18 protein-coding genes and 8 pseudogenes are annotated in these 23363 nt (G+C 58.3%); 8 read left to right on the forward strand and 18 right to left on the reverse strand.

From position 1 onward, the window contains the following. Positions 1-93 precede the first annotated feature (93 nt). Positions 94-1098: an IS110 family transposase gene (locus ACSKB9_RS15900; protein WP_438074182.1), complete on the reverse strand. Its 1005-nt coding sequence runs from the start codon at positions 1096-1098 to the stop codon at positions 94-96. 58 nt (positions 1099-1156) lie between these two features. On the opposite strand from ACSKB9_RS15900, the pseudogene tnpC reads away from it, so the two are divergent. Next, a pseudogene (gene tnpC / locus ACSKB9_RS15905) lies at positions 1157-1966 on the forward strand (IS66 family transposase); the annotation flags it as partial. 225 nt (positions 1967-2191) lie between these two features. Here tnpC and ACSKB9_RS15910 read toward each other — a convergent pair. The 6 genes and pseudogenes from ACSKB9_RS15910 to ACSKB9_RS15935 form a co-directional block, all read right to left on the reverse strand. Further along, on the reverse strand, positions 2192-2476 hold the full coding sequence (locus ACSKB9_RS15910; RefSeq protein ID WP_438074183.1) for a hypothetical protein: 285 nt from the start codon (positions 2474-2476) through the stop codon (positions 2192-2194). An 86-nt stretch (positions 2477-2562) separates the two neighbouring features. Beyond that, entirely contained in the window at positions 2563-3663 is a 1101-nt protein-coding gene (locus tag ACSKB9_RS15915; RefSeq protein WP_438074184.1) for a CaiB/BaiF CoA transferase family protein, read from the reverse strand. Continuing rightward, positions 3651-4190: an enoyl-CoA hydratase-related protein gene (locus ACSKB9_RS15920; RefSeq protein ID WP_438074185.1), complete on the reverse strand. Its 540-nt coding sequence runs from the start codon at positions 4188-4190 to the stop codon at positions 3651-3653. Before ACSKB9_RS15920 ends, ACSKB9_RS15915 begins: the two co-directional genes overlap by 13 nt. Positions 4191-4485: 295 nt before the next feature. Further along, positions 4486-4779, reverse strand: a complete 294-nt coding sequence (locus ACSKB9_RS15925; protein WP_438074186.1) for an AMP-binding enzyme — start codon at positions 4777-4779, stop codon at positions 4486-4488. A 232-nt stretch (positions 4780-5011) separates the two neighbouring features. Next, positions 5012-5650 (reverse strand): annotated as a pseudogene (locus ACSKB9_RS15930) (AMP-binding protein); the annotation flags it as partial. Beyond that, on the reverse strand, positions 5562-6128 hold the full coding sequence (locus tag ACSKB9_RS15935) for an AMP-binding protein (RefSeq protein WP_438074187.1): 567 nt from the start codon (positions 6126-6128) through the stop codon (positions 5562-5564). The gene ACSKB9_RS15935 and the pseudogene ACSKB9_RS15930, both read right to left, overlap by 89 nt. Positions 6129-6159: 31 nt before the next feature. On the opposite strand from ACSKB9_RS15935, the gene ACSKB9_RS15940 reads away from it, so the two are divergent. Continuing rightward, positions 6160-6336, forward strand: a complete 177-nt coding sequence (locus ACSKB9_RS15940; protein ID WP_438074188.1) for a hypothetical protein — start codon at positions 6160-6162, stop codon at positions 6334-6336. Between the two features lie 13 nt (positions 6337-6349). Here ACSKB9_RS15940 and ACSKB9_RS15945 read toward each other — a convergent pair whose 3' ends face one another. Then, on the reverse strand, positions 6350-7258 hold the full coding sequence (locus ACSKB9_RS15945) for a hypothetical protein (protein ID WP_438074189.1): 909 nt from the start codon (positions 7256-7258) through the stop codon (positions 6350-6352). A gap of 915 nt (positions 7259-8173) precedes the next feature. Here ACSKB9_RS15945 and ACSKB9_RS15950 point away from each other — a divergent pair. Beyond that, positions 8174-9224, forward strand: a pseudogene (locus ACSKB9_RS15950) (IS110 family transposase). Between the two features lie 284 nt (positions 9225-9508). Here ACSKB9_RS15950 and ACSKB9_RS15955 read toward each other — a convergent pair. Together ACSKB9_RS15955 and ACSKB9_RS15960 are read right to left on the reverse strand one after the other, a co-directional pair. Continuing rightward, entirely contained in the window at positions 9509-9841 is a 333-nt protein-coding gene (locus ACSKB9_RS15955; protein WP_438074190.1) for a hypothetical protein, read from the reverse strand. An 11-nt stretch (positions 9842-9852) separates the two neighbouring features. Then, positions 9853-10206, reverse strand: coding sequence for a hypothetical protein (locus ACSKB9_RS15960; protein ID WP_438074191.1), 354 nt, complete (start codon positions 10204-10206; stop codon positions 9853-9855). Between the two features lie 111 nt (positions 10207-10317). Here ACSKB9_RS15960 and ACSKB9_RS15965 point away from each other — a divergent pair. Then, a pseudogene (locus ACSKB9_RS15965) lies at positions 10318-11666 on the forward strand (IS701 family transposase). Between the two features lie 36 nt (positions 11667-11702). On the opposite strand, the gene ACSKB9_RS15970 reads toward ACSKB9_RS15965, so the two are convergent. The 3 genes and pseudogenes from ACSKB9_RS15970 to ACSKB9_RS15980 all read right to left on the reverse strand — a co-directional run bounded on the left by ACSKB9_RS15970 (position 11703) and on the right by ACSKB9_RS15980 (position 14843). Further along, the gene (locus tag ACSKB9_RS15970) at positions 11703-12566 is read right to left on the reverse strand and encodes a MaoC/PaaZ C-terminal domain-containing protein (RefSeq protein ID WP_438074192.1); all 864 of its coding nucleotides are present in this window, start codon (positions 12564-12566) and stop codon (positions 11703-11705) included. Positions 12567-12711: 145 nt separating this feature from the next. Continuing rightward, positions 12712-13150: pseudogene (locus tag ACSKB9_RS15975) on the reverse strand (acyl-CoA thioesterase); the annotation flags it as partial. A gap of 1546 nt (positions 13151-14696) precedes the next feature. Beyond that, entirely contained in the window at positions 14697-14843 is a 147-nt protein-coding gene (locus ACSKB9_RS15980; RefSeq protein ID WP_438074193.1) for a hypothetical protein, read from the reverse strand. 97 nt (positions 14844-14940) lie between these two features. Here ACSKB9_RS15980 and ACSKB9_RS15985 point away from each other — a divergent pair, with 97 nt between their 5' ends. Beyond that, the gene (locus tag ACSKB9_RS15985; protein ID WP_438074194.1) at positions 14941-15189 is read left to right on the forward strand and encodes a hypothetical protein; all 249 of its coding nucleotides are present in this window, start codon (positions 14941-14943) and stop codon (positions 15187-15189) included. Positions 15190-15387: 198 nt separating this feature from the next. Here ACSKB9_RS15985 and ACSKB9_RS15990 read toward each other — a convergent pair. The 5 genes and pseudogenes from ACSKB9_RS15990 to ACSKB9_RS16010 all read right to left on the reverse strand — a co-directional run. Further along, positions 15388-15588 (reverse strand): annotated as a pseudogene (locus ACSKB9_RS15990) (acetyl-CoA carboxylase biotin carboxyl carrier protein subunit); the annotation flags it as partial. A 331-nt stretch (positions 15589-15919) separates the two neighbouring features. Further along, positions 15920-17140, reverse strand: coding sequence for an ATP-grasp domain-containing protein (locus tag ACSKB9_RS15995; RefSeq protein ID WP_438074195.1), 1221 nt, complete (start codon positions 17138-17140; stop codon positions 15920-15922). Between the two features lie 4 nt (positions 17141-17144). After that, positions 17145-17408, reverse strand: a pseudogene (locus ACSKB9_RS16000) (biotin carboxylase N-terminal domain-containing protein); the annotation flags it as partial. 66 nt (positions 17409-17474) lie between these two features. Next, positions 17475-17915 carry a carboxyl transferase domain-containing protein gene (locus ACSKB9_RS16005; protein ID WP_438074196.1) on the reverse strand — a complete coding sequence of 147 codons (441 nt, stop codon included), beginning with the start codon at positions 17913-17915 and terminating at the stop codon, positions 17475-17477. Between the two features lie 86 nt (positions 17916-18001). Next, positions 18002-18901: an acyl-CoA carboxylase subunit beta gene (locus tag ACSKB9_RS16010; RefSeq protein ID WP_438074197.1), complete on the reverse strand. Its 900-nt coding sequence runs from the start codon at positions 18899-18901 to the stop codon at positions 18002-18004. Between the two features lie 1023 nt (positions 18902-19924). On the opposite strand from ACSKB9_RS16010, the gene ACSKB9_RS16015 reads away from it, so the two are divergent. From ACSKB9_RS16015 to ACSKB9_RS16025, 3 genes and pseudogenes are all read left to right on the forward strand, one after another. After that, positions 19925-20689 (forward strand): enoyl-CoA hydratase/isomerase family protein, encoded by a 765-nt coding sequence (locus ACSKB9_RS16015; protein ID WP_438074198.1) that lies wholly within the window; start codon positions 19925-19927, stop codon positions 20687-20689. 205 nt (positions 20690-20894) lie between these two features. Then, positions 20895-21219: pseudogene (locus ACSKB9_RS16020) on the forward strand (transposase); the annotation flags it as partial. 1096 nt (positions 21220-22315) lie between these two features. Then, positions 22316-23134 (forward strand): winged helix-turn-helix domain-containing protein, encoded by an 819-nt coding sequence (locus ACSKB9_RS16025; protein ID WP_438074199.1) that lies wholly within the window; start codon positions 22316-22318, stop codon positions 23132-23134. Positions 23135-23363: the final 229 nt, after the last annotated feature.

The following is a 23363-nucleotide window of genomic DNA, read 5'->3' on the forward strand; positions in this document are numbered from 1 at the left end:
TGAAGCTCGATAGGTCCAACGGGCTCGGCCGACCCCGGTCCGACCGGATGCCATCACTCCGCTTTTGCCCTCGCAAACGGAACCACGTTCGAGTTATACTTGCGCGCGGTACTCTTCACCATTGGCCATGATCGCCCAAGCGATCCGTGCAGTTTTGTGAGCGAGCGCCACCGTCACGACGTTGAAGGGACGCCTGCCGAGCAGCTCTGCTATCCAGGCATTTGTGACCTGATGGATACGGACGCGATGAACGGCCGCTCGGGCGCCATGTATTAGCAGCTTACGAATGTAGCCGTCGCCGCGCTTGCTGATACCGCCCAAACGCTCTTTACCCCCGGTCGAATGCTGCTTCGGTACTAATCCAAGCCAGGCAGCGAAATGCCTTGCTGAAGCGAACTGTTGTGGATGATCGACAGACGCCGCCAGGGCGGTAGCAGCAAATCGGCCGATGCCCGCCACCTTCATGAGACGCCGACAGACTTCATTGTCTTTGGCAGTTGCGAGGATCATCTTCTCCTGGCTTTCAATGTGTAGCTCAAGATCTTCGATCTGATCGACAAGGATTGAAAGGGCGCTACGCGCGCTCTGTGGGATACGCTCGTCAGCGTCCACGAGTGCCATGAGCTCTCTTGCGCTTGCTTTTCCCTTCCCGGTCACGATCCCCAACTCGCCCAAATGACCACGCAGAGCATTTATCGCGCCTGTGCGCTGTCGAATAAGCAAATCCCGCGTGCGATGGAGCATTAAAATTCCCTGCTGTTCGACGGTCTTTACAGGGACAAAGCGCATGCCAGGCCGTTGGACGGCTTCCCAGCAAGCCTCCGCATCAGCAGCATCGTGCTTGTTTGTCTTCACGTAGGCTCGTACGTAGCGTGCTGGCATAAGACGCGCTTTGTGTCCCAGCTTTATTAGTTCACGAGCCCAATGATGAGCGCTGCCGCAAGCCTCAAGACCAACGAGACAACTTGGAAGCCGTGAAAAGAAACCGAGAACCTTCCCGCGAGCGAGCTTCTTGCGGATAATTTCTCCATCCGCCGTAATCCAGTGGATTTGGAACCAGCTCTTCGAGATATCAAGCCCGATTGTGGTCATACCCATAGCTTGTCCTCCTTGGGGTTCTTTCGCAGCTTATCAGGGCGGGGACCGTCCATCTCATTATGTGCGGGATGATCGGCCCTTCGCCGCGCCTGCGCCGCCGGCGGCGGTCTATTACGCCTCGAGCGACCGACGGGGCGAGCATCCCCAGAAGCATCTGGCCACCTTCGCCGGTATCCTGCAGTGCGACTGTTACAGCGGCTTCGAGCCGCTGTTCGACCCGCAGAAGAAGGCACTGCCGGTTACGCCGGCGCTTTGTTTTGCCCATGCGCGGCGGGGCTTCTTCGAGCTGGCTGACATCGAGAAAAATGCTCGGGAAGGCAAGAGGGGCAAACCGGTCTCCCCGATCGCGCTGGAGGCCGTCAGGCGGCTGGACGCGTCGTTCGAGATCGAGCGCGCCATCAACGGCCGTGGCGCCGACGAGCGGCGCGCCGTGCGCCAGGAACAGAGCAAGCTGCTTCTCGACGACATGCACGCCTGGTTGCTGCGCGAGCGCGAAACCCTCTCGCGCTCCTCCGAGGTCCTGAAGCCTATGAATTACATGCTCAGGCGCTGGGACGACTTCGGCCGCTTCCTCGACGATGGCAGGATCTGCTTGACCAACAATTGCGCTGAGCGCGCATTGAGAGGCATCGCCTTGGGAAGGCGCAACTGGACCTTCGCTGGTAGCCAGCGTGGCGCCGACCGTGCCGCCATCATGCTGACGATGATCACGACCTGTCGCCTCAACGACGTCGATCCCAAGGCCTGGCTCGCCGAGGTCCTCGCCCGGATCGCCGATCTTCCCGCGTCGCGCCTGCACGAACTGCTGCTCTGGGAATGGAAGCTCCTGCGCCAAGTCGACAACCCCGCCGGTCAACAGGCCGCCTGACCTTCACTCAACGCCATCATAGAGCTCACTGTGCCCGCGCGCATGCGTCAATCAGGCGGTCTTCGTCGTACAATGGCGACGCGGGATGCATCATCGATACAAACATGCACATGCTCCCAACCCGAGCCCTAGCCACGGGTCGCGTACGTTGCTCTGACCGGTCTAATCGCCAGTGATGGGATGACCGATCCGATTTAACTTGCCGAGCTTTTTGATTGAAGCGGATCAGTTCGCCGGATGCTGGCGCTCATTGAGGCGCATCGGCTCGGCCGGCGCCAGCGCGGCGAGCCTGTTCAGGCCGAGCCGACGCAGGATACGGCTGAAGGTCGCCGGCGATATCCCGACTTCGGCGGCGATCTGCTGCCCGCGTAGCGCTGTCGGCGCAACGCCTCGGCTGCGGCACCTGCGGCCACAGAGTTTGATTCGGCGATGAATGGAACGATCCCGCAGCCGCTTGGCGACCGTCTTCGACGTCATGTCGAATTGCCGCGCGGCGGCAACCGTGATCAATCCGCTTTCTACAACACTTCGCACCAACACCGCTCGAGCTTTTGACGTCAGAGGCGTGCATGTCCGTTCGATCCTCCGCGATCCACTTAGTCCGAATTAATCTCGAGCTCGGAAAGCACTTCGTGCGTATGGGCTCCACGCACTGGCACGCGAGTTGGTTCGGCCGATGGTGTGGCTGAGAAGCGCGGTGCCGGCGCAGCCTGTAATATGCCGTCGATGGTCGTATAGACACCCCGCGCGACGTTGTGCGGGTGGACAGCGGCCTCCGGCGGAGACAGCACGGGAGCGAAACAGGCGTCGGTACCTTCTAGCAATTCGCACCATTGGGTGCGCGTCTTGCTCGCGAACAGCGCTGCAAGTTCCTCCGAAAGAGTTGGCCAAGCCTTCGGATTCTCCAAGCCCTCGACAAAGCGCTTATCATGATCAAGGCCGAGCCGCTTGATGAGCTCCACGTAGAACTTCGCCTCGACCGGGCATATATTAATCCACTCGCCGTCGGAGCAGCGATAGGAGCGTACAAAGTGCCGGGCGTCGGAGGCCGGCCTGCCGAGCTCAAAGTTTCCGCCGCGATTAGGGATGATCGAAAGCATCAAGTTGAGCATGTGCGCGGAGCCGTCACACATCGCCGCATCCACTACTTGCCCAAGTCCGTCCTGGTGCGCGCGCAAAACGCCCGCGAGAATTCCAACGGCGAGATAAAGCGCGCCGCCGCCGATGTCACCCAGCAGGCTCGGGGGTGCCTCCGGCCGCTGGCCAGGCTGAGTGGCCAACCACAGCGCGCCGGAAAAACCAAGATAGGTAGGATCGTGCCCCGCAATCTGTGACAGGGGGCCGCACTGACCCATACCGGTCATGCGGCCATAGACGAGCGATGGGCGACGTGCGAGACAAACGTCCGGGCCCAAGCCAAGCCGCTCCATGACGCCCGGTCGCATGCTTTCGATCAACACATCGGAACGCTCGACAAGCCGCAACACCGTGTCGACTGCTTCCGGCTTCTTGAGGTCCAGAATGATCGAACGCTTTCCGCGGTTGAATATCTCCGAAGACCTAGTGAGACCTGCATTGGCGTCCGGCCGTTCCACTGTGATCACGTCGGCGCCGAGGTCGGCGAGCAACATGCCGCAGAACGGGCCTGGTCCGAGTCCCGCGATTTCAACAACATTCAATCCCCTCAGAACGCCCACTGATCAAATTCTCCCTGTTTGAAGCCAATAGCTATCTGGGCATCCTCAGCGGGCTTCGTCGGCAACCACAACCTTGGCGCCAACACGCGCCGCAGCTCGTGCCTGTCCAGCACTGACCAGTTCGGGTCGAAAACTCGCACGCGGGATGGAGTTCCTTGCTCCGCGGCAATGCCAGAGCCCATTCTCCAGCAACGTATCGGCCAGCTTGAGAGCGCTTCTTCGAGCGGGCCTCCTTGAAGGCACCAATCAACGCGACCTCCACGGCCAAGTGGCACGGCGCGGCAGCCGGACAAGGCCGTTGATCGGCAGGAGGCTGTACCAGAACTTCGGGCCGCAGCAGCTACGATCAGATCACACGCCAAGCACATCTCGAAGCCGCCGGCGACGGCGTAGCCTTCGACCGCCGCGATCAGCGGCTTGCGCGCCGGGCGCACCATGATGCCAAAGCCGCCGCTGGCCGGCCGCGGGGGCGGGCCGACCATCGCCACCTCCTTGAGATCCCCGCCGGCGACGATGCCGACAGACATACCGTCCGAACTCGATCGAGAAGGTCCATCGCCGTCTCCACCGCCTTTGACGTCTTGAAGTCGAAGGCGTTCTGGGCCTCGGGCGGGCGTTCGGTCAGGATTCGCTGGGAGGCCTTGCTCATTCGCCTATCCTGCGCCCGAGATGAAGCCACCGGCCACGATTCCGGCCGGTCCGGCGCCGACCACGAGAAGATCGGCGGAGGCAATGATCTCGGGATATTGAATGACGCTGGCGGTGGTCACGACGGTCCTTGAGAATTGGGATCAATGCGATGACAGCTGAGAAACAGCGGCTTCAGCGCCAGCACTTGTCCTCAACGTCGTAGGTGCCGGCAAGCGGATTGCTGACGTTCATCAGCTCACGTTTAATCACTTTATTGCTTGAGGTGGTTCGCGGAAGCGCCGGAGTGAAGGCGATGTACCGCGGCACCTTGAATACGGCCAGGCGCACGCGAGCATGCTCTAGAATGCGCTCGACCGGCAGATCGGCTGGAGCGAGGCCTTCCTTTAGCTCCACGCAGATTTTGACCTCCTCGCCGCGCTTGGCATCGCGCACGGGTACCGCAGCAACTTCCGCGATCTCGGGCATCTCGCGAAATCACGGATTCGACCTCCTGTGCAGCGATGTTCTCTCCCGAACGCCGGATCATGTCCTTTTTACGTCCTATGAGCCAGTAGAAGCCAGCCTCGTCCCGGCGGAAGAGATCGCCCGTCTTGAACCATTCGCCTTCGAAGGCTGCGGCATTGGCCTCCGGTTTATTCCAATAGCCCTTCAAGATCCCACGGCCTTTCACCCACAGCTCGCCGACTTCACCGACCGACGTAGGGCTTCCGTCGTGGTTGACCAACCGCAGTTCCCGAAATGGGGCGCGCATCCCGATTGCGCCGGAGTCGTCCATGTCTTCGAGGTCAGGAGGCATTTGTATGCTCATTCCGACTTCAGTCATCCCATAGGTATTTAGAGCGCGCACGCCAAACCCTTCACGGAATCGGCGTACCGTGTCAGGACTCCAGCCGTCGTACTGCGAAACCCGTTTCAGGCACCCCGGCGCGTCAGTGGCCGTCGCTATCAGATTGGGCAACGGACACCATTCTATCCGATGTTGCTTGACCCAGCTGAGCAGTCGGGTCGAACTGAGTTGCTGAGCTACACACAACGTGCCCCCCTGTCGATATGACTTCAGAAGAATGACTAGCCCAAAGCCATAGAAAAAGGGGGACCAACACAGATACGTCTTATACGGTTGAGAGTCCAAATAGGCGTATACGTACGAGATGATGCCCCAATAGTCGTGTGTCAACATGCAGCCCTTCGGGAAGCTCGTCGTCCCTGAACTGTATTGGACGTTCAGCAAATCGTCGGGGCGGACATCATCGTCCACGGGTGACTCGTCGACGCCCTTGAGCAGGGCTTCGAGGGTGGCGCCAGCCCCGTCGGAAGTCTGCCCGACGAGAAGCACCCGCTCCTTGGCGAGGTCGTGCGGCCAACGGTCCATCGCGAAGCATACAGGCCACGGCGGATTCGTCGACAATGGCGAATTTCGCTTGTGTATCGCTTAGAACGTATTCGACCTCTCTCGGAGTGTAGCGCATGTTGATCGGAGCTACTATCGCACCGAGCTTTGCAAGCGCGAACCACAGGATTGGGAATTCAATGCGATTGGGTAGCATCACTCCGACGCGATCGCCCTTGCGCACGCCGAATGCGCGCAGCGCATGCGCATAGCTGTTGGACCAGCGGTCCATCTCGGCATAGGTCGCACGCTCGCCGCGCTCGAAGATGTCGATGGCGATTGCGGAACCGTGCGTTCGCGCCCGCATCGAAACCAACTGTCCGAGTGTGGTGGTCTCATACGCAAATTCCAGTGCGTCAAGCCTGCCTAAAGCAATCTCTACGCGGTCCTGCAGGTCGCTTGGCGCTGATTTCAGGACCATCATTGCAAGGTCCTGTATTTTAAGGGGCAGAGACATGTCGGCCGCACTCTCGATTTTACAACTCGCTGAAATAGCCAAATCACCAAAGCCAGCGCCCGGCGTCGCGGATTTCCCAGACCTCAGCCTGTCCGTCTGGCACGCGCGTGACGGAAATACGACCGTTGATCAGGCGCGCCGCCATCACAGGGAACTCGAAATTGGCAGCGCGTAGACCCTCGCTTACATCAATGTCGAACGGCAGGTGCGAACGCAGGACGATCCGGTGGACCTCGCCCGAACTCCGTTAATTGCACATCCTGGCCGCAGGCGCACTGCAGGCCATAAAGGAAGGCCGCCACGGACTTCGCGTCGGTGCCCCCGATGCCCATGTCCTGCTTGAGTTCGCGGGTGAACTGAATGGCCATGCTGCGCATCACCTGGCTCACAAGGAAGTATGTTGTCTGCTGCCCGAATAACTGGAACAGGCCATCGACGGCGGTTTTGACATATGCGCGCGCGTAATTCCGCCCCGCTTTCAGCTTTCGCGCCTCGGGCCAGACCTCTGGATCAAGCCAAGGCGCCTTCGACGGGTCGAACTCCGGGGTACGAGTGGCCGGCTCGAACCGCCATTCCTCGCCGGGCGCTAGATCATGATCATATTCCATGAAGAAGCCCTCATCGCACGGCTCGCCTTCCACCATGATCTTGGTCACAACCCACCCAAGGCGTGGACACCCCATCAGCTTTCCGTTCTTGGGGTGCCACCCCATGGTAGTGGCTCGGCGCAACGGGCCGGGAATGGCCATCATTGCGACTCCAGGGTAGATCCCCAACGGCGCCAAGTAGCGGATCCAAACTTTCTTCGGTGATTCTTCAATATACTCCATTTTCAGACCGGCAAACTGGTTCGATAGGTAGTGATATTTGGCTGCCTTGACTGCCGGCGGCTCGTCGTCCCGGATGCCAAGTTTGCGCAAGCCTTCTCGATAGGAGTCGTTCTGCTGCTGCTCCAATAACAGCATCCACAGGCGTTTCGCAGCTTCCTCACCCTTTTCTCTGAAGGTCACCAACGTAAGCGCAGAAAACGTCTTCCCCCAGTACTTTCCAGAGAGGTTGCAGTCGGCACGAAGTGCCGTGATATCCACTTCTTGCATGATTACCTTATCGGCTGCGGTTGGAAAAACGATGCTGAAATGCGAGCGTGATCAAGAAGACTGCCGCGGCAACCGGAGGTATTGAGCGCATCTGTAGCGCCGACGCCGTCAGGGTCTGGCGCCCCGACCTCCAGCCGCGCGAGCGCCCGCTTAGGCCTTCGCAATGACGTATGTCATCAGTCAGATGTTAAGACGACACGCGCTCGCTGTCGTGCCTACGCTCGACGTGGCACGATGAAGGGAGCGAGCATTCATAGAGAAGGCCGCACCGAGCTTTCGCGCGCCTCTTAGGACATCTTGGCTATTCATGCGACCTTCCTAAATGCACCACGATATATTGTATTATAATATCGAAGCACACCATCGCGTGAGAACCAAACGATTTTCTGCTCTAATGTCATTCCATTATGGAATAACCTTAGCCGGCCGTTCCCCGAACCTTCTGCCCACGCGAACACGCTGAGGTTTACGGCCGCGACGGCGCAGCCGACTCAGAGCGCCGTGAGCCGCCAGATCAGAAGCCCTGAAGATGCTTCGTGCGGCTCTCCGTGTGGGAACACCAGACCGTGCGCCTGACGGCTACAGGCGAGGCCTGCGCGCGATTAATCGCCACGTCGTTACAGCGCCGATTCGGATGCACCACGTCTTCTCGGCTGCAACTACGGTAACACCTGTCGCGAACGAATCCGACGCTCTGCGCAGAACTTGAGCTCGGTTCAGGTCTGTGAGACCACGGCTGCGATCGTTCATTCCCTTCCCTTATGTATGCCGCACGTATCAACGAAAACAAGGCGCGACAGCAGCCGCCGGTCTAGCCGTTATGTCTGCCCGCTGAGATCGGCGGTCTGCCCTTTCGTGCAAAATTGCGGGGGATGCTCGGAGGACCGAGCCTGCCTCATGCACTGAAGACGGACGATGCAGAAGTATAGCGAAGCGTTCGTCGGATTTGATACATCTAAGAGGTATGTGCCTTGACAGTTTGCGGAGGTCGTCCGAGACGGAGAGCTTCGGTACCTCGGCGAGATCGATAGTTCGCCGGCGACAGTCGAGAAGGCGATCGGCAAACTCGCGACACGCTATATGAAGCCGCACGGCCCCACCGGGATATGGGCTACACCGCCAGATCAAAGGCCTCGGACACGATTGTGCGGTCGTTACGCCATCGCTTACGCCAAAGAAGCTTGGCGACCGGGCTAAGAATCGACGTGATGCCGTTACGCTGGCGCCGTTGCATCGAGCAGGCGAACTGACCTCGGTATGGGTGTCGGATGCGGTCCATGAAGCCGTTCGTGACCTGACGCGAGCGCGCAAGTCAACGGCGGACGATCTACGCAAAAAGCGGCAGCAGTTGGTGGCGTTCCTGCTCCTTCATAGTCGGATCTTCACTGTGCTTAAGCATTGGACCCGCGCTCATTCGCATTCCGGCGCAGCAAATCGTCTTCCAAGATGCCATCAACGCGATCGAGGACGCAGTCGGACGGTTACGCGGTCTTGATCAGCAGCTCGCCGCAGTCGCCCCGGGCTGGTCAATGGCGTTCTGTCGTCGCGGCATGTCAGGCCAATGCGTGGCGTATCTTTCTCGTGGCCATCAGATTCGTTGCGGAGATCGGCGACGTCCGTCGGTTCGACAACCCACGCCAACTCATGTCATTCCTCGGCCTCGTGCCGTCAGAGCGTTCGACCGGCGACACCGTGCGGCGGGCCGGCCTTACTTTCACCGGCAATCGCCGTGCTCGCCGCGTCCCCATCGGAGGGGCATGGACCTATCGCTATCCAGCACGCGTCAGCTAGACCCTGCGTACCGCATTGAACAGCTTCCAAAGGCCGTCCGCGACATCGCTTGGCGAGCCCAAGCCAGACACTGCGCTCCTATCGTCGCCTGATAGCAGCCGGCAAGAAGGCGCCGGTGGCCGTCACGGCGGTCGCCCGCGAGATGGCCGCCTCTAGATGCCGGGGTCAGCCCTGAGACGAAACACGGAAGGCGGCAACCAATCCGAGAATAAAAGTGTGATCGACCGTCGTCATGAGCGTCCCATCTCCTGCTCGTGTGCAGCTTCACTCTAACAAAGCCCGACGTCCGGCCTTTGCTTATGCTTCAATAGCATTGACCACGGGCATAAAGTCTAGCTCTTCCTTTTTCATGAATCGGATTTCAGTTCCGTCCTGCACCGCGTCTGCGGAGGTTGGCGAGCAGCATGCTGCAGAATGGGCGGGACCATGTTCTTTCTACGACTTTCACCCGCTCATCGATCAATCCCTTTTGTTTGAAAACTCCATACCTATTAGGAGCAGCCCTACCGCGGTCCTCGTCGACCAACGTGATCTTGCGCCGATGCGCGCGCCATCAAAGCGCGGTCGCGATTCCGACCAGTCCGGCGCCGACCAAGAGAAGATCGACGCAGGTAGTGATTGCGGGATACGTCCGATTACTAATGTCGAGTTGATGGCGGAGCCGACAGTGATCATGGCGGTCCTTTGGGTCGCTTGAACTATCGAACTAGCAAGCGCGCGAACTGGAAACGGCGGCTTCAGCACCAGCACTTCGTTGTCGTAGGTGCCGGACGGCGGATCGCTGACGGCCATCAGTTCATGTCTCAGCACCTTATTGCTGGTGACGGCTCTCGGAAGCGCTGAAACGGCGGCGATGTACGGGGCACATTGAAAGCGGCAAGACGCGCAGGAGTAAGACCGAGAATGCGCTCCACGAAGATTCTTGGCCTACCCGCCGCGCTGACATCGCGAACGGACACTACGGCCATATCCGCGATCTGGGGAATCTCGCAAATGACGGCCTCGACTTCGCGCGCGAGCGATGTTGTCGCTCGCTCTGTCCCCACGAAGCCGTTATCGCCCGCGATGAGGATCGCGCGGATGGCGTCGTCGTGCGCCACGCGCAGTGTTTCGCCGTCGGAAGTAGCGAATTGAGTTTCTCCGAGTGGTTGAAGCATCGCGACGCCGTCGCTCTCGCCGACGTCGAACTGGCCGGATATGTGCCTAGCACTACTTTGGCAGATTGTTGATTTTGCCGCGTTTTATAGGATTCCCGAATCAATTTTTCAATGATTCATGGGTGGTCGGCTCTGGGAGGGCTGACCATGCCCGGATGGGAAGACGAACTCGAACGCTGGCTGATGCCGTTCTTGGACCGGCTGGGTCATAAGACCCGGCAGCGGATGTGTCCTCTCTATGTTGCGGGACTGATCGGTCCTGGCGATCGCAAGAGCGTTCAGCCGATGGCGGAGCGCCTTGCCACGGGCAACTACGACCAGCTGCACCATTTCATTGCGGACGGTGTCTGGGACGCGACGCCGCTGGAGACGGAGCTGCTTAACCAGGCGGACCGACTTGTCGGCGGTAGGGATGCGGTGCTCGTTATTGATGACACCTCACTACCGAAGAAGGGCGAACGCTCGGTTGGTGTTGCGGCTCAATACGCGTCGGCTCTCGGCAAAACGGCAAATTGCCAAACGCTGGTGTCTTTGACGCTTGCGCGCGGCGAAGTGCCAGTGATGGTCGCGTTACGTCTCTTTCTGTCTGACAGTTGGACAAGCGACGTGTCTCGTTTGACGCGTGCTCGCGTGCCAGTCGAACACCGAACGCCACGGTCCAAGCCGGAAATTGCTTTGGCCGAGATTGATCGCGCGATGGCAGCCAACGTGCGCTTTGGATGTGTGCTGGCGGATGCAGGATACGGACTTAGCGCACCATTTCGACAAGGGCTAACAGAGCGCGGGCTGGTCTGGGCTGTCGGCATCCCTCGGCACCTGAATGTGTATCCGGTCGATGTGAAACTCATTTGGCCGATTACCAAAGTCCGCGGGAAACCACGAAAGCACCACGTGCCCGATATCTTGTCGATTGCGGCAGAACAAATGCTGGCCAGCGCCAAATGGAAAGCCGTGAGCTGGCGCAGCGGGACGAAAGGTCGGCTGAAAGCCCGATTTGCTGCTCTCCGTGTCCGCACCGCCGACGGCCCTCCTCAGCGGATTTGGGATAAGGGTCAGCAGCATCTCCCGGGCGACGAAGCTTGGCTCATTGGCGAACAACGTGCCTCAGGGGAGAAGAAATACTATCTTGCCAATCTCCCTGCGGCGACGGATCTGCGCACACTAGCCGCCACCATCAAGGCAAGATGGATTTGTGAGCAGGCGCATCAGCAGTTGAAGGAGGAGCTCGGACTTGATCACTTCGAGGGGCGATCATGGCAGGGTCTTCATCGCCACGCCCTGATGACAATGATTGCCTACGCCTTCCTGCAGCATCGCCGCCTCGCACACGCGGGGCGGAAAAAAAGAATCAACGGGCCTCCGCCTCAGCCAACCATGCCAGCCGTACGTCACGCCATCGTCGATCTCATCCTTCGGCCGCCGCCTCAGCAGTGCCCATATTGCCGAAAGGAAATCCGTGAAAAACAGCGGCGAAAACACAATCTGCCAAAGTAGTGCTAGTCCTCATATTCCAGCAAACCGTTGTTGAGCACCACAATGTCGCGTCCAGTGACGCGGCAACGGAACGAGGCACGGCCCGGCAAGTCGCGCCAGATCTCCGTGCGGATGGTTTCCCCAGGATACACGGGTGCTGAAAAGCGCGCAGCCATCTTGCGTATGCGGGCAGGCTCGTAGGCGCAGATGCCCTTAAGCAGCGCATGACCTGCCACGCCGAAAGTGCAAAGGCCATGGAGGATCGGACGGTCGAAGCCCGCACTGCGCGCGACTTCCGGGTCCACGTGCAGCTGAGCGTAGTCGCCATTGATCCGATACAGCAGCGCCGATTGCGGTAGAGTGGGCAGGTCGCAGGACGTGTCCGGTTCGCGCTGAGGAATGGCGTGCGGTGCAGGCGCGGCGCGCGGCGGTCCTCCGAAGCCCCCGTCGGCGCGGCAGAAGGTGGAGGACACGAGGGTACACAGCTTGCGGCCACTGGCGGCATCCGTGAGCGTGCGGCGCTGGTAGACGAGCGCCCCCTTGCTGGCGCCCTTGTCCACGACCTCTTCAACCCATGTCCGACCGACCACGTGCCCGGCCGGCGCGAGCGGTTCGTGGATTTCGATGCTCTGCTCGCCGTGCAGCCCCTGCTGCCACGTCACACCCGTTGCGGGATCCTGCAGCCAGAAGCCGGGATAGCCGAGAACCGTTCCCATCGTCGGCAAAGCCTGCAGCCGCTCTTCGTAGACGAAGCGCAGCTGCTGCGTGTCGACCGGGTCCGAGCCGAGCCCAACGCCGAGCGCATACAGCATCGAGTCCTTTTGCGTATACCGCAATTCGACGACCGGAATCTTCCAGTCCTTCAGACGTTGGTAATCGATAGCCATCCAGCCTTTTCCCCAAGTGGAATTAGAATCAGGGGTGAACAGCCCCCTCATTCGACGAAAGCGCCCCAGCTTCTAAGCGCAAGCTGGTCAAGCCGATCCCATCAATTCTCTTCCGAACATCCGGCTGCCGACCGCGGTCGCCAAGCATTTCGGGAAACATTGGCTGCTTGGACAATTCCTCCGCGGCGAGTTTTTCGGCAGCGGCACATCGGGCATCCTGTCCTGGTGATTGAGGGGGCTGCCCTCTTTTCGGCGCGAAACGATTGAAAGGACCCCTGATGGAAAAGATCGCATTGCCGTGCTGGATCGCGGTGACGCGCCGCACCGAATAACTCTTGCTGTCGCGCATGCGTTCGACTTGGTAGATGATCGGCAGCTGCGGGTCGCCGGGCAGGAAATAGCAATGAAGCGAATGGGGCAGCCAGCCCTCGACCGTGCGGCATGCGGCTAGCATCGCCTGCCCGATCACCTGGCCGCCGAACACCACTCGCCAGTTGGTCTTCGGACTGTTGCCGCGGAACAGAATTCACCTCGATCGGCTCGAGGTCGAGGATGGCGAGCGAGCCGATCAGGCTTTTGGACATTGACGTACATTGACGTGCTTTCGGTTCTTTGAAGTCCAGCGCATGGTCACAGCCATGAACCCGAAAATCTCGAGATCGCGGGTTTGGCTCTTTCGAATGACGGTATCGTACTTTTTGGACGCTTGTTTCGCTTATCTGCTTCGCGTAGCTACGGATGCAGCTAAGCTTCAATTTGGCGGAACCGCACTCGACAGCGCCGCTGTCTATGGGATTGATCTCGATAAATCGAGAAGTTTCATTTGAACTCCTTGGAGCGGGGCTGCGAGGCCGTCATTGTGGTATCCTTCACCATCCCAGCAATGGACGTGCCAAAAGAAAACGCGGTGCGAGCCTTGCTTGAAGAGACGCAAATCCATGCGCTTTGTGCCGTACCGGCGAGTACTCACACCTTAGTGTCGGGCTACAGGCACAGATGTCTTCAACCGGACATCGCACTGCCGCCGGAACTGCTAAGCTACCAAGTGCCGCGAAGCGCGGCCCTCAAGCCGGCGCATCGGCAGCATCGCGGACGCCGGCATAGATTTCTTCAAGGTGTGCCGCCGTGACGCAGTAAGGCGTCATCGCGTAGATCGTATTGCCCAGCGGGCGCAGCAGCTGATTTCGGTTCTTGAAGAAAGCTTAAACCCTCGGACCGATACCCGCAAGATAGCCGGCATCTCTCGTCTTTAGGTTGAGTACCGCGATGATGCCGGCCCCGACAAACCTTTGCAAAGCGCGGGTCGGCGTGGAATGGCTCGATTGCCTGTTCTGCATCGTGGCAGCCGACGCCACGCGTTGTCGAGTTTCCCGATCTTCCCAGAGATCCAGGTTGGCCTTTGCGGCGGCGCACGCCACGAGATTCGCAACTCAAATGAAAGGACGTATGTACGATGATTCGGACAATTCGCATTGAAAATATCCGCGCAGCAGAGTATCGAGCTTCCCGTGAGGCCTGAGGCGTGAATTCGCCCGCTCGCAGAGGAATAGCGTTCCAGTGCGGTGCCGCAGCCCATCATGACCTTGTCGGCAATGAACAGGACATCCGAGACCTCGCGGAGTCCCCTCGTCGCTCTTAACACCCAAGCTGGGTACATCAGCATCCCGCCCGCCCCAATAAGCCTCCACAGTAAAGGCGGCCGGAAACATGCAGATTCGAGCGCATCGAGTGTAGCCCGCCCACGACCACTCGCCGGGAACGGAATTGAGGTAATGAGCAGGGACCCACGCCCGGCGTTGAACACGCCACGGGCACCAACCGACATCGCCTCACCATATCGCCGTGGCAGGAGTGCTACATTACCACGCGTATTCTCTGCCTGCCGATGTAATGCCAAAAGCTTGGTGTCCCATTTTTAAGGCTATTTCCGTGCTCGCGGAGCCACTGTCGGAGAAAAAGACATTGTCGAGACCACCGGCTTTCGCAGAGCGCTTATCGACTGCAGCGAGTGATTCACGGTACCCAGTGCCTCCAGGCGCAAAGCACGACTGGAAGCCGCCGACGCTCGAAGAGCGTCAGCACAGCCTGCGCTGCCACTCAGCGGCACCATCAGCCTGCCGGCGCCCTCGATCAAGAGCGGTCGCCCCAGATCAGCACATCGAGGGCCGCGTCGATGCGAACTCCGTCAATTTCGGCGGAATGGATGGAGAGAAACGGGCGTTCAAAGGCGGCAACGCTTGGCACCATCCGATCGGCTAAGATTGCCCAGCCGTTCAACGAGCTGCTTTCAGTCTTTCGTAGCACTACCGTTGCATTTATCTGAGGGCTCTGAATCTATAAACAACCATGATTCTGGATCAGATGATGGTGGAGGATGTGGGTAATTGAAAGCCTCAACGGAGGATACCTGCGGCACGGTCAGATGTGGAAACAGATTGAATTGCTGGCTGAACCATGCCGCACCGGCGGCGGGCCCGAGAGTGGTTTACCCCGCAGCATCAAAGACGACACTCGTGAGCTTCTGCATTTTGCTCAGCCCAAGCGCTTGACGTGCATCGGGTTGCGCGCGATGGTCGACCTCATCGCTTTGGTCGTCGATCGCTCCACGGCTACGGGCGACTGATCCCTTTCTAACGGGTGCTCACATCCTGTCCGACGAACCCTTGAGTTCACGCTTCAGGACAGCTGTAGCGGTAATCCCATCTCGACGCTCGTAGGCTGTCGCAAGCTGGCGCTACCCTCGGGTGAGCACCCTGCCAAAAAGCGACGGATCGCCGTTCTTCGCGGGACGACTGGATAGTGGTGATTGAAGTGGCTATTATCACACGGCTGCGGTTGTAAAGAGTCGCTGCTGCGGAGCAACGGATTCACCCTCCGCGACATGGACCTTCTTAATTGTGCACGGTGACTCCGAAGCAATTGCATTTATCATCTTCATCGCTTCAAGCTCCATCAGCCTTTCTCCTGTCGCTACTTCTTGTCCTTCCTTCACCAATATTCTTGCAACGACGCCGTGCATTGGCGCTGAGAATGTGGTTCGATGTGCCGCCCCTTCTCTTCATCGGCGCTCGTGCCGTCGGCCGCGCCACGGTTGCAACCCGATGCACACCGTCGCCACAGAGCCGAATCATGCCATCACCTCCGGCGAAGTAGAAACGACACTTTTTGCCATTACGGGCAATGACAATACAATCGCGTGCTACAAGCCATACGTCCAGCTCATATGGTTTTCCATCGATTGCCGCTACCACTCTGGTTTCGCTGAGCCACTGGACGTCAACGAGGTGTTGTTCGTCTCCGATCGCCACCGAGCGCGTTACCCTGTTCATGCCAACCCGCCTTCGCGCCGTAGATCAGAACTTGCCTCTAGACCACTCTTCATTCGCCAGCTGCCATCCGGACGGATGAACGCCGGGATTGGGATGTGGCCGCCGGCTTGCTCGCAGATCATTATCCGCCAGTAAGGCGGCAATCAGGTGCAATGCCAAGTCTTCCCCGTCGATCGGCGCAACCGATGAAAACCTGTTCACCAAGGACAGGTCATAGTCCCCGGCGATGAATTCGGGCTGTTGCATTAGCCACTTGTGAAAGGGAACATTCGTTTGAAATCCGACCAACCCGAATTCCTCAAATCCGATCCTGGCGCGCGTCAGCGCCACCTGACGGGTAGGCCCCCAAAATGTGAGTTTCGCGCAAAGGCTATCGAAATGTACCGACAGTTTACAATGTTGCTCGATGCCAGAATCCAACCTAATTCCCGGACCGCTGGGTAAGCGAAGGAGTTCTACCGTACCGAGCTCGGGACGAAACGCGTTAAAGGGGTCTTCGGCACAGACGCGAAACTCCATCGCATGACCGTTGAACCGAATGTTCAATTCGTTGACCGCCAGCGGAGAGGATGAGGCGCTTTGGAGCATGAGTTCGATGATATCGATTCCGGTAATTGCCTCTGTGATTGTATGCTCGACTTGGATCCTCGTGTTCATTTCGATGAAGTACCACGCCCCTTCGCGATCCACCAAGAACTCGACGGTGCCAGCACTATCGTACCCGATGTGGCTACCCAACCGGCATGCGGCCTCGTTGAGCTGACCCTCGAGAGCCGCACCCAACCGTGCTGGGGCTTCTTCAACTACCTTTTGGTGATTTCGTTGGACGCTGCATTCGCGAGTGCCGAGGGACATTAAGTTGCCATGCTGGTCGCCAATGAGCTGAACTTCGATGTGGCGGATATTATCAAGATATTTCTCTACATAGAAGTCCTCGCGGCCGAATGCGGCAATTGCCTCATGGCGGACCTCTTCCACCGCTGCCGGCAAGTGGTCTTTTGTTGCAACGCGACGCATCCCTCGACCACCACCGCCTAGCACCGCTTTTAGGACGACGGGGTATCCTATGGCTGCGGCAGCCGCTGCGGCATCGGCAAGGTCGCAGGTCGGCGCGTCACTCCCGGCAGGGTTGGCAAGCCCACCTCCGCCGCCATCCGCCTCGCGCTCGCCTTGTCCCCATCGCGCGAATCGAGTACGGACTTGGCCCGACGAAGCGCAGATTGTGCGCCACAACAGCCGCAGCAAAGCTCGGATTTTCCGCCAAGGCGCCATAACCGGGTGCAACCGCTCCTATGGCGGAGTTGCGAGCGAACGTCAGCAATTCCTCGCCAATCGCGCCAACATCTCTTGGCTCTGCCCTAACGCGATAGCATTCGTCGGCCGCGCATACAAATGGAGATCCTTCATCTTCCGATAGATATGAGGCAACCGTCTTTATCCCCATGCGACTACATGTGCGAATGATCCGCAGCGCTATTTCACCCCTGCAGCATACCAGGACATCTTTGATCACGCCGGGCTCCGAAACATGCGTTGTTACTACAGTGGAATGTTCGAATGCCGCCGACCCGGGGTGCTGCTAATCTTCAAGATCGAGCAGTAGCAACGCCATTTGCAGGACATCTCGCAGTCGATCAGGTTCAATGATACCCTCAATATAAGCTCGCCTCGCAGCGTAGGCCGCGCTAGCAAAACTGTCCTGGTACTCTGATAACCTCAGAGCGCGGGTTGCGTCGGGATCACGGGCGTCCTTAATTTCGCGACGAAATATGATGTCAACCGCGCCTTCTGGACCCATAATGGCTATCTGAGCGTTGGGCAGCGCAAAACACATATCAGTTGCCAGTCTATTCGCCAGGGTCGGATATGCTCCGCCATATGCCTTGCGAATGATGACCGCGATTTTAGGCACAGTTGCTTCACAGTATGCATGAAGGAGCTTTGCGCCAGCTTTCAAAATGCCAGCCGTCTCCTCTTGAAATCCCGGCAGATAACCCGGAACGTCGATCAGAGTTACCAATGGGATTCCGAAAGCATCACATACGCGCACAAAGCGCGCCGCTTTTCCGACGCAGCGACGCTCAACGCGCCGGCGAGCCAATTGGGCTAATTCGCCACAATTCCAATGGGCATGCCGGCAATGCGAGCAAATCCGACCACGACGTTACGCGCAAAGAGCTGGTGGACCTCCAAGAAGTCACTATCGTCCACGACGGCTCTGATGACATCAGTCGCGTCGAACGGGCTGTGCGGATCTACCGGGATCAGTTGTTCCACGTTGCTTGCATTCGACGTCACATCTGCTCGTCGCCGGTCGGGCGCCTCGCGATTGTTTTGCGGCAAAAAGCCTAGGAGCTCTCTGGCCAGATGCAGGGCCTCGATAGATGAGGGCACTAAAAACTGCGATAGGCCCGTGATCTCGGCGTGCATCCGGCCGCCACCGATCTGTTCCTTCGTAACATCCTCTCCTGTGGCGGCTTTGATAACGGCAGGACCTGTCAAGAACATGTTGCCCCGCTCCTCAGTCATGATGACGAAATCTGTCAAGCTCGGTGTATAGGCTGCTCCACCCGCACAATCGCCCAAAATAACCGATATTTGGGGCACAACTCCCGAGGCCTTGACTGTCTTGAAGAAGACTTCCCCGAAGTGCACACCCGCATCGATCCCCTCGTGAATGCGAATCCCGGAGGAATTATTGAGGGCGACTATTGGGCACCCTATTTTCAGAGCTAAGTCAATTGCCTTAACAATCTTGTGTGCGTGCATTTTCCCAGAGCTGCCAGCCAGAAATCTAGCGTCGTGGGCATAAACAACGATCCTGCGACCATTCACAAGGCCAGTACCCGAGACTAAGCCATCTCCTTCTTCCTTGCGTCCCCTCATCCCGAAATACTCGCAATCGTGTTCCGCAATCGCATCTATTTCAACAAAGCTTCCGGGATCCAGCAAATGTGCGAGCTGTAGCCGCACCTCCGGCTGAGCTGCAGTGTCGGATCGTTCCATACCGAGACCTATCGACCGCTCTTGGTTTTCTCGCCCAAATACGGCGGCCTGCCTACGCATTGTACCGCAGCGCCTCTCCGATCGGACGCATTGGATCACAACCGTCGACCGGTTGACATCAAAGTTGCATCAAATTTCGGTTTCGGTTCTACAAATGACGCGCAACAGCCAATAGCTGTGCTCCCCCGTCGTTCGGCGTATCGCAAGAGGGGGATCGGTCGACGGCACCGCTTAAATCATATTTCAACATAAGCTTCATGAAAGCTTTGCTTGTTGTTCGGGTAGCGGCGCGTCATCCTGGTGTTCGCACAATTGCTCGACCTGCAAACAGAACTTGCGTTCAATGCATGTCCCCAGCGCATCGGCAAGAGAACAGAATGGAATACAGATCGCCTGATTCGGTTCGCAATCTCTACACCATTGGCCCGCGCGGCACGAACTGTGAGCTCGCTGCCAAGCATTGGTTGGCGGACCATGGAATCGTGGGACGGATCACTCTACACGCCACACTTGAAGACGCAGCGGATTCGGTGTTGCTCGATAATGCAGGAGCTCTTTTGACACCTATCGCGTATCCAAATCTCCATTCAATCATATACAGCCACATCTCTGATCTCACCTTAATCGACGTATTCTTGATGTCGACTCACGCACTGGTTCTCGCGTCTCGGACTGGGAAAATGCCCACGTCTTGTTCGACGCACCCTTCCCCTGCTGCGCTCGTACCGCCCGAAATGCGACAACTACTGACTAGTAGCACCGCTCAGGCTGCGGGAGATTGCCTTGCAGGCATCAGCGACGGATGTATCACCACAGCGATCGTTGCTGAGCGCAAAGGACTAACGATCGTGAAAGACTTCGGTCGAGTAATGATGGGTTTCTGTCTTCACGCGCGCAAGACGATGACAAGAACGGAATGCTGCCACCCAATGGTCCATTGTCCCGAGTAAATCGGCGCGGGCTGGGAAATTTCGCGACATTGATAACGGTTGAGTTCCTGCGATCTAACGAAGGAGACGCTTTATGGATGCTCTTTTGAAATACAAGCGCGGCAATGTGCTCATCGCTCAGTTAAACCATAAGAGCCGCAGCAACCCACTGAGCGCCGAACTTCAGCAGCTTGTCGCCGACACGTGCTGCGAAGTGCGCAACGATCCATCAATTCAAGCGCTTGTCCTAACAGGTGGCGATGGCCGCTCCTTTTGCAGTGGGGGCGATTTTTCCGAGACAAGCAGGCTCTTGAAGCCTCGCGAAATCGAGGCTTACATCAATCGATTGATCGAGCTCTATATCGCGGTACTGCAGGTACCAAAGCCGGTTGTTGCCGCCATCGACGGGTATGCGATTGGCGTGGGGTTCCAAGTCGCTCTGGTATGCGATTGGCGCGTCGGATGCGCGAGCACAAAATTGAGCATGTGGGAGCTGAAACATGGCTTGGGCTGCGCTGTAGGAGGATATATGCTTGAAAAGGTCGTTAGTCGTGCTGCCATGATCGACATCGTCTTCGGTTGTGACGTCTTATCCGTACCTTGGTCACTCGAGCACCGACTACTAAACGAGGTCGTCCAACCCGCTGAGCTTCTGGGAGCAGCCGTTGCACGCGCTGAGATACTCGGTAAGCACCCGAATCTGACCTTTCGGCTGACAAAGGAAAACCTGAACCGAAGCTTTGTCGCGGGCTTGCTAGAGATGGCACCGGCCGCGAGAGCCCTTCACGTTGAAGGGCTCTCGGCCAAGACGGGCCAAGATCACTTCCAGCGTGTGCTGGCGCGTCACAGCGCTCCCTGAACAACTGCAGCCTCTCCTCGTGCAGCAGCACGTACCAAGGGAGCATTTATCGTCTCGCTACTGCTTGGGTGGTGATACTCCGGCTTGGCTTGCGACCGGCGTTGTAACTTTCCGATCCAATTGAAATCGGCTCAGCGGCCATAGACATTGACCTCCTAACGCTTCGTGGTAGGTCTCTATCGACGAGACATGCGCGGCTGCGGGACCGTGTGGGCAGCGTCTCGAAGCATCTGCGCCTTTCGGCCATTAGAAGACCATGACCTTCATCGCGCTGCGCTACGATCGGATCAGCGCGCCATGGGTCATCGACGGCCCCATTAATGGCGAACTCTTCACCCTCTATGTCGAGAAGCCGTGAAGCCGTTGGCGCCCACCCTAGCGAAGGGCGGGGCCGTCATCCTCAACAACCTCGGCGGTCACAAGGGCAAGGCGGCCAGCAACACCATCCGCGCCAAGGAGCGCATCTGCTCTTCCTGCCTCCCTACAGTCCCGACCTCAATCCGATCGAGCAGGTCTTCGCCGAGCTCAAACGCTCAAACACTTTTGTCCGCGCCGCAGAGCCTCGCGACGTCCTGACGTTCCTGATGATCCATGAATGCGCGCCACCGCGGGGACGGCAAACAGTCGTCCGACCGAGTAGTTATCGCGCAGATCCGTTTTGACCAAGAAAGGGAATTTTGCGAGGCTCGTCTCATGACGAGACTTTCATGCCGGACGAGGTTGCCCTTTGTGAGAACCAGCTGATCGAGCTTTAGGGTCGAGAGCCAATATTTAGTCGGTTCCCTCTCGCCCCCGAACCCAGTCGATCAGCTACCATTCCTCGGACTGGGGTTCGCTCCGCTCGAAGTCGCGGTTTTCGATGCGAATGTGCGGTCGCGCAAGACCGAGCGCGGCAACACATACGATCCCTCGCATCAGGAAATAGTCTTCTAGCCTTCGGTCGGGAGGCCGAAAGCAAGCTCTTTACGCGAGGCGCCTTGCCCATTGTCGCGGCGCAGGCATTTTGGCCCCGGCACAAGGCCTTGGACGGTAACGGTCTCGCACTCGGTGATGGTCTGCGACGCAGGCACCCGAGGTCTGGGAGGAGAGTGTCGTCCGTAACGCGACGTCGGCCATGCTGGATCCAACCAAGCCGCGCCACCCGAAATGCTTGGCCTCACTAAAGCCGGCGGATCTGCTTAACGGCAATTTTTGATTTAGATCTGAATGCGATCTCTTCCGGCACGCCTACCTTCTTGCGCAGCTTGCAATCGCTTGCGACTCCCCTAGCACGTAGAGCCGCCAGGCAATTGGCAGGTTGGCATGATGATCGATAGACAGCATAGTACTACCTGACAATTGTGCTGATTGCCACAGTATTAACGGCAACACCGGCAAGCCGGTGTCGTCGATGATATGGGCGTCGATCGGTCCGTCCCGCTTTTTGCTCGGCCTTGTGGGCTGCCGTTCGCGTCGGTGTGGTTCATCGCCACCTTCGCTTCTGCAGCGCCCGGCCGGCAACATGAGCGGCGTACAATAAAGCCTTCCACGTCCGGATCGATCTTGCCTCCTGGATCTGGTTGGCTGTTCCCAGGCTCGGGACATGATAACCATCTTGCGGACCTTGCGGACCTTGCGCGATGACCAATGGAAATTCGCCGCTACAAAATAGCGCCCGTAGCTGTTGGGAGCGATATGTGCTTGCGGCCCGCCCACGAGTCACCAGTAATGACCTTGAGTAATGATCTTGTCGCCTCAAGCGCTGCGAGCCGGCCGGTGCTATTGCTAGCTGGTGAGAAGGCCTACATCGACCTGCTCAAGCATCTTCTGGAGAAAGAGGCTTTCAATTGCCTGCTTGCTGATGAGAGCAACGACATCGCCTGTCTGGCAGACACGTCCAGACCGAACTTGATTGTGCTCGATTCAGCTATCGGACGCGACTCGCCCATGACCGTTCGCAGACAGCTCTATAGTAACGACACGACGCGCCGCATCCCCGTCATAATAATGGCTTACGGTTTCGATGAAGTCGATAGTACCCGCTGCTTGAAGATCGAGCCAACTGACTACTTGCTTAAACCGTTTCCAGTCGTTGACCTCATTAGACGCATAAACGGAATGCTCTGTCCGGTTCAGTTAGCTACCGAGGGCGGCGGCGTGCTAAGCTTCTTGGACATCGTCATGGACCTCAAGGCATATCAACTCTTTCGCAATGGTCGCGAGGTTCATCTCGGCCCTATTGAGTTTCGGATTCTCCGCCATTTTATGTCTAATCCTTGCCAAGTATTTTCGCGACAGCAACTGCTGCAGGTCGTCTGGGGCAAGGATGTTCACGTCGTGGCTCGCACCGTCGACGTGCATATGGCCCGGATCCGCAAGGCGCTGAACGAGGACGGCAAACCTAACTACATCCGTACCGTACATGCAATCGGATACTCTCTCGACGTGGGGACGCAACCCTTGTAATGGTAAGATCAAGGCCGCCGTTGCGCGACTTCATCGCAAACGGGCGTGAGAGATCCCCTCGCCTTCAAAGATTGGCATCGCCATCAACGGTCGCTTCCGGGCCGAAGAACGCCTCAACGTCCATTGGGTCCTGTCCCTTGCGGACGCCCAGGAAAAGTGGATTGGTGCAGATTATTACAACTGCGCATCAGAACACTCATCTGGCTATGTGATTGAAGAGAAGAGATTT

It is taken from the genome of Bradyrhizobium sp. BR 1433 (assembly GCF_051547665.1).
Taxonomy (GTDB): domain Bacteria; phylum Pseudomonadota; class Alphaproteobacteria; order Rhizobiales; family Xanthobacteraceae; genus Bradyrhizobium; species Bradyrhizobium australafricanum.